General features: G+C 36.1%; 7 protein-coding genes. 6 read left to right on the top strand and 1 reads right to left on the bottom strand.

Features of this window, described 5'->3' with window-relative positions; all coding sequences use genetic code 11:
- Positions 1-133: 133 nt before the first annotated feature.
- Positions 134-1,450 (top strand): xylose isomerase, encoded by a 1,317-nt coding sequence (gene xylA / locus ACJJV4_RS00525; protein ID WP_405291040.1) that lies wholly within the window; start codon positions 134-136, stop codon positions 1,448-1,450.
- Between the two features lie 69 nt (positions 1,451-1,519).
- On the opposite strand, the gene ACJJV4_RS00520 is transcribed toward xylA, so the two are convergent.
- On the bottom strand, positions 1,520-1,879 hold the full coding sequence (locus ACJJV4_RS00520) for a hypothetical protein (RefSeq protein ID WP_405291038.1): 360 nt from the start codon (positions 1,877-1,879) through the stop codon (positions 1,520-1,522).
- 133 nt (positions 1,880-2,012) lie between these two features.
- On the opposite strand from ACJJV4_RS00520, the gene ACJJV4_RS00515 reads away from it, so the two are divergent.
- The 5 genes from ACJJV4_RS00515 to ACJJV4_RS00495 all read left to right on the top strand — a co-directional run.
- The gene (locus ACJJV4_RS00515; protein ID WP_405291036.1) at positions 2,013-4,508 is read left to right on the top strand and encodes a hypothetical protein; all 2,496 of its coding nucleotides are present in this window, start codon (positions 2,013-2,015) and stop codon (positions 4,506-4,508) included.
- 96 nt (positions 4,509-4,604) lie between these two features.
- On the top strand, positions 4,605-5,321 hold the full coding sequence (locus ACJJV4_RS00510) for a hypothetical protein (protein ID WP_405291034.1): 717 nt from the start codon (positions 4,605-4,607) through the stop codon (positions 5,319-5,321).
- A gap of 659 nt (positions 5,322-5,980) precedes the next feature.
- Positions 5,981-6,730, top strand: a complete 750-nt coding sequence (locus ACJJV4_RS00505; protein WP_405291032.1) for a sensor histidine kinase — start codon at positions 5,981-5,983, stop codon at positions 6,728-6,730.
- Positions 6,727-7,368 carry a response regulator gene (locus ACJJV4_RS00500; protein ID WP_405291030.1) on the top strand — a complete coding sequence of 214 codons (642 nt, stop codon included), beginning with the start codon at positions 6,727-6,729 and terminating at the stop codon, positions 7,366-7,368. Before ACJJV4_RS00505 ends, ACJJV4_RS00500 begins: the two co-directional genes overlap by 4 nt.
- Before the next feature lie 299 nt (positions 7,369-7,667).
- The coding region (locus ACJJV4_RS00495) for a PKD-like domain-containing protein (RefSeq protein WP_405291028.1) at positions 7,668-13,329 on the top strand (5,662 nt) is incomplete at its 3' end.

The raw sequence follows: 13,329 nt of genomic DNA, 5'->3' as shown, positions 1-13,329 counted from the left end.
TTACCGCAAGGGTCGGGCTTTCGCTACTCGCTCCCTCCCGAAAAAGGTCGGGGAGCTCAAACATACCGCTCAATCCCTAACGCAAACAAACATCATAAAATAAAAAATAATATCAACTAATAAAAAATAAATTATGGCTACTAAAGAGTATTTTAAAGGCATTGGCAACATTAAGTTTGAAGGTAAAGAATCTGATAATCCATTAGCATTTAAATACTACAACCCAGACCAGGTTGTAGCAGGGAAAACCATGAAAGAATGGTTTAAGTTTTCAATCGCTTATTGGCATACATTCTGTGGGCAAGGATCAGATCCATTTGGTCCAGGAACTCAAAGTTTCGAGTGGGACAAAGCTTCAGATCCAATTCAGGCAGCTAAAGATAAAGCCGATGCGGCTTTCGAATTCATTGGTAAAATGGGCTTCGATTATTTCTGTTTTCACGATTTCGATTTAATACAAGAAGGCGCAACATTTGCAGAATCGGAGAGTAGATTAGAAACCATTACAGATTACATAAAAGGTAAACAGGCCGAAAGTGGTGTAAAATTGCTTTGGGGAACAGCAAATTGTTTTTCTAATCCGCGTTACATGAACGGAGCTGCTACAAATCCAGATTTTGATGTGGTGGCTAGAGCAGGCGGGCAAGTAAAATTAGCTTTAGATGCTACTATTAAATTAGGTGGTGAGAACTACGTGTTCTGGGGAGGTCGTGAAGGTTACATGTCTTTATTGAATACCGATATGGGGCGTGAACTAGACCACATGGGACAGTTTTTAACTATGGCTAGAGATTATGCCAGAGCTCAAGGTTTTAAAGGGAATTTCTTTATAGAGCCTAAGCCAATGGAGCCATCTAAACATCAATATGATTTCGATTCAGCCACAGCTATTGGTTTCTTAAGAGAATACGGTTTAGATAAAGACTTCAAAATAAATATAGAAGTAAATCATGCTACATTAGCACAGCATACTTTCCAACACGAAATTGAAACAGCAGCAAAAGCAGGTATGCTAGGTAGTTTAGATGCTAACCGTGGTGATTACCAAAATGGTTGGGATACCGATCAATTCCCGAACAATATACAAGAAACAACAGAAGCTATGTTGGTTTTCATGAAAGCTGGTGGTTTACAAGGTGGTGGTGTTAATTTCGATGCTAAAATTAGAAGAAATTCAACCGATTTAGACGATGTATTCCATGCGCATATTGGTGGTGCCGATACTTTTGCTAGAGCTTTATTAACAGCCGATAAAATTATTACAGATTCAGCTTACGATAAATTGCGTACAGAGCGTTACAGTTCTTTTGATTCAGGAAAAGGTAAAGATTTTGAAGCTGGGAAATTAAACATGCAAGATTTGTATAAAATTGCTCAAGATAACGGAGAATTATCTTTAAAAAGTGGCAAACAAGAATTGTTTGAGAACATCATCAATCAGTACATCTAGATTCAGGAAAAAAGAAAATAGAATTTGTTTTAAAAGAGCTCGAAAATTATTAGGTTTTCGGGCTCTTTTTTAATTCAAAAGCTGGCTTTTTTCTGTTATTTTAAAACAGCGTTCTTCTCCTAAATATAATGGGTTTCCGTGCTTTTCAGACCAAAAACCTTCGAGAAAATCGGGTGTTAGGCATTTGTAAACCACAACGCCTTTGTAAATTTTTAGATCTTCACCTTCATAATTGAAATTAATAACGAGTATGTTGTTTTTGAAAAATCCGACTCCGCTTTGTGCCTGTGAGTTTCCAATAAACCATTGCGCCTTAATTCTTTGATTTGTATCAAGAGATACAGTTAGATAGCCTTGGTAAGGTGTTTTTTCTTCATCTTGATTAATGCCTTCAAGAGTATATTTCCCGATGATGTCGTTTACAGTCATATTGGGCAAAGTTATTGATTTTAAGTAACGAATTCCTTAGAAAGTTTGGATAACTATTCTAGAAATGTTTAAATTGGAGTATTATTGCATAACTGAATTCTTACGAGAATTAGTTTCATTTAAAAATAAAATTTTGATTAAATACGTTTGTTTTTTATTGTTTTCTGTGGGTTTGTTTGCTCAAGATATTAGTATTCCTACTAAATTTCTAGAAGATGGTAATCTATATAAAAATTTAGATAAGAGTTCAAATCAATTGTCAAACCCTGTTGTTGCATTTAGTATGGGCGATAAGTGCGTTGTTATTGGCTTTTTAGGAAGAGATAATTACAAGGTTCGTTTCAAAGAGTGGGAAGGTATTGTTAAGGATATTGATTTGTTGGTTAACGAAAAAATGTCCGATTTGTATTTTGATTTTCAAGAAAAGGAAAGTCTAAAAGCTATAGAATTAGAAAAAAAGCGGAAGCAAGGTATGCGCGAGCTTGTTAAGTATGGCGAAGTCCTTTCTGATGAAAAAAGACAACAAATAATAAACGATTCTATAGCTAAAAGAAAGGCTGAAAACTTAGAAAAGTTAAGAATTGCAGACTCCATGTCAAGAGCAAAAGTGGCTGAGCAAAAACAGCTAGAGCAAATGCGTGCAGAAGCTGCGAAAAAAGCAGAATTATTAGAAGCAAAACGAATTGCAGATTCAATAGCTGAAGCTAAAGAAGTTGAGCGTCTACGATTAGAAAAAATAAAAGCTCGAGAGCTGGCATTTGCTGCAGAACGAGAAGCGCAACGTGTAAAAGATTCCATTGCAAAGGCCCAAGAAGAAGAAAAAGAACGTTTGGAAAAGGCAGAAGCTTTAGTGTTAAAGCAAAAAGCAGAACAAGAAATTAAGCGTGTAAAAGATTCTATCTCTCAAGCTAAAAACGCCGAAAAAGAACGCTTAGCCATGGAGAGGGAGCGAGCAAAAGCTTTGAAAAAGGCCGAGGAATTGGAGGTAAGGCGTCTTGCAGATTCTGTCGCTAAAGCAGAATTAGCTGAAAAGGAAAGGTTGGCATTTGAAAAAGAAAAAGAAGCTGTGAGAAAACGTGCCGCGGAGATAGAAATAAAACGTATTAACGACTCAATAGCTGTTGCAGAAGCTGTGAGAAAGGAGCGTTTAGAAAATGAAAGAGTAGCGGCTTTAAAACAAGCTGCAGCTTTGGAAGCGGAACGTGTTAAAGACTCTATTGTAAAAGCGAAAATAGAAGAAGATAAGCGATTGGAACTAGAAAAAACTAGAGCTTTAGCCTTAAAACAAGCTGAAGAATTAGAAGCTAAGCGCATTAGCGATTCTGTAGCTAAAGTAAAAAAGGAGGAGGAAGTACGCCTTAAATACGAAAGAGACGAAGCTCTGAAACGTGCAGAAGCGATAGCCTTAAAGAAAGCAGCAGACTTAAAGTTAAAACAGGTTAAAGATTCGATAGCTCAAGCAAATCAAGTAAGAAAACAACGCTTAGAGCAAGAACGTTTGGTCGCTTTAAGGCAAAAGGCCGAATTAGAAAAAATACGATTAAAAGATTCTGTTATTCAAGCAAAGGCAGCCGAAAACAAACGCTTAGAACAAGAGCGATTACAGGCATTGGCATTAAAGCAAGCTGCGGAGTTTGAAGTTAAACGCGTTAGTGACTCCATTGTAAAAGCAGAAGAGGAAGAAAAAAAGCGCTTAATTTTTGAAAGAGAAAAAGCTAAAGCGCAAGAACGTGCAGCGAAATTAGAGTCTGAGCGTATAAAAGATTCTCTAGATTTGGCTCAGGTAGCCGAGAACAAACGTTTAGAAATTGAAAGAGAAAATGCCAAAGCTCAAAAACAAGCGGCAGAATTAGAGGCGAACCGATTAAAGCAAGCCTTAGCAAAAGCAGAAGAGGAGGCTTTAAAAAAAGAACGTTTGGCATTCGAGCAAAACGTGGCCGTTAAACGCCTGGCAGAGTTAGAAGCTGCTAGAATAAGCGATTCTATAAGTAAGGCGAATGCAGCGCACATAAAACGTTTGGAGACCGAGCATGCTTTGGCTTTAAAAGAAAGTGAGAAACAAAAGGCTTTTGATAACCAAGCAGAGGCCATAAAGCAAGCTGTAGAGATAGAAGCTAATAGAATTAGAGATTCAATAGCTCAGGTTAACGCACTAAAAGAACAAAATACTAAGCAAATTGCAGAAAATGAAAATTCAGAAAGAATGCAATTTCGTAATAGTTGTCATTATTTGCTAGATGAATATGATGATTTTACGAAAAAAACAACCATAAAAACCGATGCTTATACCGTAAGCGATAATGTAAATATAGAACTTTTCAAATATGGAAAAAAGATTTCGGTATTTATCAATTCGTCTATAGATTTAGGTTGTGTTAGCTACCTTTCAAATAGTCGTTCTACTGTGGTTGTAGAATTGGAAAACAACCAATATGTAACATTGTATCACTCATGGAATATGGAGTGTGGTGAGTTTTTGTTTAAAGCAGATTTAACCAAGACCCAAATTATAAATCTAGAAAAAGCGCCTATAAAGTCGCTTAAGCTAAGAGGTACAAAGGGGGTTAGAGAAATTTATAATATAAGCTACAAAGAGTTTTTTATGGACAAGCTTAAATGTGTTGAATAAATCCATTCATTGGTTATTATTTAAAAAAGGGTGTTTTTCCTCTTATGCAATAATTTTATAGTTGTTAACTTTGAGATAACACAAAACCAATGTAATATGAAAACTTTTAATCCATTTTTAATTATTCCCTTATTGTTGTTTGCTTACATTTTTTCTAGCGGTGCGCTAAAAGATGAAAATAGTATTGAAAAGATTAAACCTCAAGATGATATATTAAAAAAACATCTTATATCCTCGGCACAAGGTAAAGAAATGTTTGCCGAATTTGATAAAAATAGAGCGCAGGTCATCGATTCTAATCTTCAAGATTTATATAAAGATCGCAACTTTGAGGATACTAAATTTATTTGGTATTCATTAGATGAAATAAAAGCATATTTAAAGTATGTTGAAGCCATCCAAAAAGCAAATCCAAAACAGGATGTTTCTGGTCTACGAATATATTTTGCCGCGTATCCTAATTCTAAAAGATTTAAAAGCGGAAACGCAATTAAACATCCAAAACAGCAAACCGTTTTTATGGTGCCTACTGTTGCTGTAAAAGGCGGAGATAAGGAATACAACAATTTAAATCATTTACCATTTGTTATACAATCTAGCTCTCCTAATAAATTAGAAGGTCAGTTCGAAATTGTGGAAGAACTCATGGATGGGCATAACAAAAAAGATAGACTCGAATTGTTTCGTAAACAAACTAAGAGGTTTCAAAAAGCTGGCGTAAATTTTAGTGCGAGTTTGTTTCCTGCTCGAGCTTCCGAAACTAGTACTATTTATAACGAAGGCGAGATGACGCCTCCACCGTACAAAGATTAATTAACTAACTAACCCATAGGATAAAATATGTTTTTAGAGGTCTCGTTTATTACCATAAGAAGTTGTATTAAGTATGTAGAACTTCTTGCTGCTCTTGTTGGGACCTTTTATTTTTATAAGTACAAGCGGGATTTTTTAAAGTATTTTTTAATCATATTATGGTACACAGCTATTAATGAGTTTTTAGGATTTACCTTAACTAAAATGGGTGTTGCCGTAAATATTATTATTTATAATATTTTTCATTTTATAAACTTTTCGTTTCTATTTTTATTGTTCAATAAATGTTTAAAAATAGAACGACATAAGAAATTTACGAAGTTGTTTTTGGCAATATACGTGCTTAGTTTTTTTGTAAATATGTGGTTTCAAAATTATATATTTCAAATACAAACTATTCCATATTTAATAGCGTCTGTTTTGTTAATAACGAGTATAGTTTTTTATTTTTCAGAAATATTAAATACGAATGAAGTCCTTTTTATAAAAACAAACATTATGTTTTGGATTAGTGTTGGATATTTGCTGTATTTAGCTGGGAATATACCAATTCGAGTGATTAGAAATTATCTTTTCGAGTTAGTCGACTTAAAGGATATTCTGGAAATAAGTAGTGTTTTAAGCATAATCATGAATATTTGTTTTATTTTAGGGTTTATATGGGGAGAGAAGGACAAGCGATATTAGTTGCCGTTTTTACATTAGTATTTTTATGCTTAATACTTGTAGCTTTATTTGTAGTTTTTCATAGAAGAAAAAACCATTTATTATTAAAGCAGAAGGAAATAGAGAAACAGTTCGAGCAAGAAATAGCTAAAACTCAAATAGAAATTCGTGAAGAAACTTTTAGAAACATAAGTTGGGAATTGCATGATAATATTGGGCAGTTATTAACACTAGCTAAAATACAAATTCAGGACCCGAAAAATATTGAAGATGTAAAAATAACACTAAACAAAGGGTTGACAGAGTTGAGGTCGTTATCTAAAATGATTAATCCTGAAGCCTTAAAGTTAATGCGTTTTTCCGAGGCTGTTACTCAGGAAATAGAACGGTTTAATAGACTTAATTTTATAAAAGCGTCTATAGAAGTTTTAGGGGAAGAAAGGTTAATAAATGAAAAAACAGAAATAGTATTGTTTAGGATTTTGCAAGAATCTTTCTCTAATACCATGAAACATGCCAAAGCAAGACATTTGGATGTAACGTTGCATTATAAAACAGACGAGTTATTAATAATGGCTAAAGATGATGGCAAAGGTTTCGACTCAGAACAATCTAATAATTTTTCTGGAATAGGGTTGTCTAATATAAAAAGCAGGGCACAATTGGTAAATGCCGGTGTTAGTATTTTTTCTAAACCAAACCAAGGTACGCAATTAACAATAACATATAATTATAAATCATGAATCCATATAAGGTAGTCATTGTTGAAGATCATATTTTGTTGTCTCAGGCAATTGCAGGGTTGGTTAATGCTTTTAGTAAATTTGAAGTGCCATACCAATGTAATAATGGTCAGGAGTTGTTAGATAAATTGAAACTTCCAGGAAATATTCCAGATGTGGTTTTAATGGATGTTAATATGCCTATTTTAAATGGTATAGAAACAACCGAAATTATTAAACAGGAGTATCCGCAGATAAAAGTAATAGCCCTTTCGGTAGAAGGCGCAGAGGGAACCATTATAAAAATGCTTAAAGCAGGAGCAAAGGGGTATTTGCTAAAAGATGTTGAAAAAGAGATTTTAGAAACGGCTTTAAAAGAAGTGATTTCTACAGGGTATTATCACACTAAAGAGGTCTCTAGTATTTTGGTTAATTCTTTAAATGATGAGCATAGTGCGTTTTATCAGTTGAAAGATCGTGAACTAGAATTTATAAAACTGGTTTGCTCCGAATTAACCTATAAAGAAATCGCTGAAAAAATGTTTTTAAGTCCTAAAACAATCGATGGTTATCGTGATGCCTTATTTCAGAAACTTCATGTAAAAAATAAAATAGGTTTAGTGCTTTATGCTATTAAAAACAAAATAGTGCATTTGTAAAACCGCATCAAATCTTCATTTTAAACTATTTTATGGTACTTTTTTAGCTTATTTAAGTGTTTTTTTTACATGTGCTTAGAGAGTTTAGTCGTTTTATTTTTTATAAAACATGCTTCTTTTCTTTTAAAAGCGGTATCTTTTCTTCAACTAGACCTTTTTTTGTCGGGTTTGTGCTACATTTCAAGGTTATTTAGCTCTATTTTTGTTACAATAGGTTATTTTTATAATAATCCTTGTGTTATTGATTAATTTACAGCGCCCCAAAATTTGCAAAATGCTGTTTTACAAAATTTACTTGCATGAAAAGAATTTTACTCTTTATATCCATATTCCTTATTTTTATTTCAAATAGTTTCGCTCAGTTAGATAGTGCGCATTATCTACCACCATTGAAACAAGGTACCAATAATCAATCAATTATTCAGCAGGCTATTTATATTTCAACCCCTGCGACAGAAGGCACATTTAATGTTGAGGTTTACAGAGGTGTTAATGCGGTACCATCTTTAACGTTTTCTTTGTCTAATGGATCGCCCTATATTATAGATTCTTCTACAACAGGATTAAGTTTAGGTAATGGAGATAATGGTATTACTTTAATAAACAATGCAAGTACAGGTACGGCTCTTTCAACAGCAGGACTTAGGTTTATAGCCCCTGGAGGTCAAAAGTTTTATGTTAATTATAGAGGGCGTTCAGGTGCACAAGCAGGCTCGTTAACATCAAAAGGAAAGGCTGCATTAGGAACAGATTTTAGATGGGGTGGTATTGCTAATAAAGCTAATAACGGTACGTTATCTACAAGTTTAGGTATTATGGCTACAGACCCCGGGACTACAACGGTTACTGTTTTTGGGTACGACCCGGGTTGTATTTTTAGAGAACCAACAGGTATTCCTGCTTCATCTCCAGATTTTTTAACAATAACACTTCAACAATACGAAACTTATGTAATAGAAGCTCCAAAAAATTCAACTACCGCAAATATTGATGGTTGGTTGGGAGCCACGCTTACTTCTGATAAAAAAATAGCAATAAGTTTAGGAGGGTTAAATGTTGGGGTTAGAACAGGGTCTGGGTCTCGTGATGTTGGTATAGATCAGCCAGTACCAACAAATGTTTTGGGACGTGAGTATGTTTTTGTTAGAGGAAATGGAGCGTCAAATAATGAAACAGAATTTGCTATAATAGTAGCAACTCAAAATGCAACCGATGTTTTTGCAGGTGGTGTTTATCAGGGTACTATTAATAATGGAGAGTATTTAGAAGTTGCCAATTGGTCTGCGAATTTGGCTGGTGGAAACATGTATATTCAAACCTCAAAGGAAGCCTATGCATATCAATGTTTAGCAGGTTTATCTGGAAGGCAAACTTTAGGAATGAATTTTATAGCACCTGTAAATTGTTTGTTGCCAAATATTTTAGATGAAGTTTCAAGTATACATCGTATTGCTGGCGTTAATTCAAATGAATCCGCTTTAACAATTTTGGCATCGACTACAACTCCCGACGGAAATATAACCGTAACCGATGGGAATGGGCCTGTTGCGCTTTCGGCTTCTACTGCTGTAGCTGGAACAGGAGATTGGAAAACTTTTTTTATAAATGGTTTAACGGGTGAAGTAGATGTAACATCTACAGGCCCAATAGCCGTTGGTACATTTATGTCTTTTGGCAGCAATGCTGGACTTGCAGGTTATTTTTCTGGTTTTGATACCGTGCCAACTGTAGAACTAGATATTACCGGTGGAGGTTGTTTACCAGGAGCAGATGTTGTAGAAGTTACCGGTGGTTTCGATGCTTATCAATGGTTTGAAAATGGTGTCGAAATTTTAGGGGAAAATACTAATATATATACGCCTTCGGAACCAGGAGATTTTTTTGTTAGAGTAACAAGAGGTACTTGTACCTACGATTCTGCTGTTATATCTGTATATAATTGCGATCCAGAACTAAGGCTTACAAAGGTTGTTGATTCCTCGCCTGTTTTGGAAGGAGATACTGTAACTTTTACGGCAACGGTTGAACATCTGGGGGTTAATCAGGTAACAGATTTAGTCATAAACGACCTTTTACCTTCAGAACTAACATTTGTTAGCGGGACACCAACTTATGGTTCTTGGACTGCTCCCGATTGGACGATAGGGAATATGTTTAGTGGAGAATTACATACAATCGAAATTGTTGCAACAGTAAATGAAGTTACAGCCTCTACAACAGTTACAAATCTTATTTCTAATACCCAAAATGAAGTAGAGGGTGATGTTTTAGTTGATGATGATACGGAAGATGTAACTATTATAAATAGCGAAATAGAAGTAACTAAGGTCGATAGAGCCGCCGTAGATGGTAGTTATGATACCTTAGGGGAAATGATTACTTACGATTTTGTTGTTACAAATACAGGTGACACCGCATTAACGAATATTACAATTACCGACCCTAATATAGATTCAGGAAGTTTAACACCTAGTTCTGTTGCAAATTTGGCAATAGGCGCATCGGCTAATTTTACAGCAACGCATACTATTACCCAGGCAGATATTGAAGCGGGGCAAGTTGTTAATTCCGCTACAGCGAATGCTACATTAGCGAATGATTATGTTATTTCGGATGTGTCTGATGATCCAGATGATACAAATAATGCAATAGACGATCCAACTATAACACCAATTGAACAATTAGGAAGTTTAGAAGTTGAAAAAATAGCGCAACCAGCATTAGATGGTTTATACGATGCTTTAGGAGAAGTAATCGCTTATGAAATAACGGTAATTAATAAGGGTAATGTAAGTTTAGATAATGTAACGGTAACAGATGCAAATGCCGATGTTGGAAGTATTTCTCCTGCTACTTTATCTAATTTGCCAGCAGGAACTTCGTTTGTTTTTACAGCCCAACATACTATTGTGCAAGCCGATTTTGATAATGGAAACGTTACTAATATGGCTACAGCTATCGGAACAGAGCCTGTGGAAGGTACTACAGTTTCAGATGATTCTGATGACCCAACAACTGCTGCTCCTGATGATGCTACATTAGTGTCAATTCCTCAATTTGGACAATTACAAGTAACAAAAGTAGATATGTCGGCTGCAGATGGAACTTTTGATACCGTTGGAGAAGCTATTGTTTATACCATTATAGCAACAAGTGTCGGTAATGTAACTCTAACCGATATTAATATCGTGGATCCAAATGCCGATGTCATTGTTTTATCCAGTACTACCGGAACAGATGCTGATAATTCTGATGGTATTGTTGATAGTATGGAGCCTACGGAAACGGCGACATTTACAGTAACTCACTTTATTACACAAGAAGATTTAGATAATGGAGAAGTTGTAAATACTGCAACAGTGGGAAGTCTTGATCCAAACAATGGAAGTGTTACAGATTTGTCGGATGATCCAGATGATAACACAACAACTGATGATTTTAGCAACGGAATTACAGCTGCAGATCCTACTGTTACACCTTTAATTTCAGTGCCTTCTTTATCTGTTTCGAAAGTTGTAGATGATTATTTTAACGTCACGGAAGGGCAAACCATAACATATACCTATTTGGTTACTAATGATAATAATGTAACTATTGATAATGTAAGTATTGCTGATGTTCATATCGCCGCTGGAACAATAACGACTCCTGCTCTGCAAAGTACAACAGGAACAGATGCTGATAATTCAGATAATGAAATAGATACTTTAGCGCCTGGAGAAACGGGAACATGGACAGCTACTTATCAAGTGACGGCTGCAGATATTTCAAATCAAGCAGATATAACAAATACTGTAACAGCAACAGGTAATGCAAAAACGGGTAGTTTTGTTGATCCAACGGCCGATGTTACTGTAACCGTACATCCAATAGATACAATTTGTAGTGATGAAACATTAAATCATGATTTAACAAATGATAACAATTTTGTAGGAGAAACATATAGTTGGTCTGCTACAGATAATCCAAATGTTACTGGGGAGACTTTGTCAATATCATCAGGAACTTTAATAACGGATACTTTAGTTAATATATCGGGTGTAGATCAAATTGTTGAGTATGCAGTTTCAGTAAATGTTGATGGAGATATTGATGATGTTTATGTCTATCAGGTAACGGTGCATTCTCAATTAGTAGTTCCGGAAGATGAATCTGATGTTGCTGATTGCCTTTCTGATGCAGTGCAACCCGATGCTCCTGTTGTGAATGATTCTAATGGATCATCCATTACTCCTGTAATAACTTCTAATACTGATCCCGTATGTGAAGGAGATAAGATATACACATTTACTTATACCGATCCAGTTTGTACTGGTAATGTGGCTGTTTATACGTTTACCTATACCATCGATATGCCTGATGGTATGACCATTCCTACTAATGAAAGTAGCACAGTAGAATGTATTGCAGATGCGACCAATCCTGGCGCACCAGCAACCATTCAAGATAACTGTGGCAATGATGTGATACCAACCTTACTGACCACTCCAACAGCCGTAGCCTGTGAAGGTGCTATGGTTTGGGAATATGAGTACAGAGATTGTGCCGATAATGTACAGGTTTGGCAATACACCTATACGATTGATGTGTCAACATTACCCGTAGTTCCAGCGAATGCAACCAGCACAGTAGAATGTATTGCAGATGCGGTTCAACCAGCCACACCAACAGTAACGGATGTTTGCGGTAATAACATTATTCCAGTAATCACAGAAAACACGGATCCCGTATGCGAAGGCGATAAGATTTACACCTTCACTTATACGGATTGTGCTAATAACGTCTCCGTTTATACCTACACCTATACGATTGATGTGTCGACATTACCCGTAGTTCCAGCGAATGCAACCAGCACAGTAGAATGTATTGCAGATGCGGTTCAACCAGCCACACCAACAGTAACGGATGTTTGCGGAAATAGCATTATTCCTGTAATAACAGAGAACACCGATCCAACTTGCGAAGGCGATAAGATTTACACTTTCACTTATACGGACTGTGCTAATAACGTCTCCGTTTACACCTACACCTATACGATTGATGTGTCGACATTACCCGTAGTTCCAGCAAATGCAACCAGCACTGTAGAATGTATAGCAGATGCGGTTCAACCAGCCACACCAACAGTAACGGATGTTTGCGGAAATAACATTATTCCAGTGATCACAGAGAACACCGATCCAACTTGCGAAGGCGATAAGATTTACACCTTCACTTATACAGACTGTGCTAATAACGTCTCCGTTTATACCTACACCTATACGATTGATGTGTCGACATTACCCGTAGTTCCAGCGAATGCAAGCAGCACAGTAGAATGTATTGCAGATGCGGTTCAACCAGCCACACCAACAGTAACGGATGTTTGCGGAAATAGCATTATTCCTGTAATAACAGAGAACACCGATCCAACTTGCGAAGGCGATAAGATTTACACTTTCACTTATACGGACTGTGCTAATAACGTCTCCGTTTACACCTACACCTATACGATTGATGTGTCGACATTACCCGTAGTTCCAGCAAATGCAACCAGCACTGTAGAATGTATAGCAGATGCGGTTCAACCAGCCACACCAACAGTAACGGATGTTTGCGGAAATAGCATTATTCCTGTAATAACAGAGAACACCGATCCAACTTGCGAAGGCGATAAGATTTACACTTTCACTTATACGGACTGTGCTAATAACGTCTCCGTTTACACCTACACCTATACGATTGATGTGTCGACATTACCCGTAGTTCCAGCAAATGCAACCAGCACTGTAGAATGTATAGCAGATGCGGTTCAACCAGCCACACCAACAGTAACGGATGTTTGCGGAAATAATATTATTCCAGTGATCACAGAGAACACCGATCCAACTTGCGAAGGCGATAAGATTTACACCTTCACTTATACAGACTGTGCTAATAACGTCTCCGTTTATACCTACACCTATACGATTGATGTGTCGA

The sequence above is a fragment of the Algibacter sp. Ld11 genome, assembly GCF_045066735.1.
Taxonomy (GTDB): Bacteria; Bacteroidota; Bacteroidia; order Flavobacteriales; family Flavobacteriaceae; genus Algibacter.
The sequence above is the reverse complement of the archived record's forward strand: the minus strand, read 5'-3'. Positions and strand labels throughout refer to the sequence as shown.

What these genes read in the sequence shown, in the direction of transcription:
- xylA (WP_405291040.1), top strand. Translation starts at nt 134, where the DNA reads ATGGCTACTAAAGAGTATTTTAAAGGCATTGGCAACATTAAGTTTGAA.
- ACJJV4_RS00520 (WP_405291038.1), bottom strand. Translation starts at nt 1,879, where the DNA reads ATGACTGTAAACGACATCATCGGGAAATATACTCTTGAAGGCATTAAT.
- ACJJV4_RS00510 (WP_405291034.1), top strand. Translation starts at nt 4,605, where the DNA reads ATGAAAACTTTTAATCCATTTTTAATTATTCCCTTATTGTTGTTTGCT.
- ACJJV4_RS00505 (WP_405291032.1), top strand. Translation starts at nt 5,981, where the DNA reads ATGGGGAGAGAAGGACAAGCGATATTAGTTGCCGTTTTTACATTAGTA.
- ACJJV4_RS00500 (WP_405291030.1), top strand. Translation starts at nt 6,727, where the DNA reads ATGAATCCATATAAGGTAGTCATTGTTGAAGATCATATTTTGTTGTCT.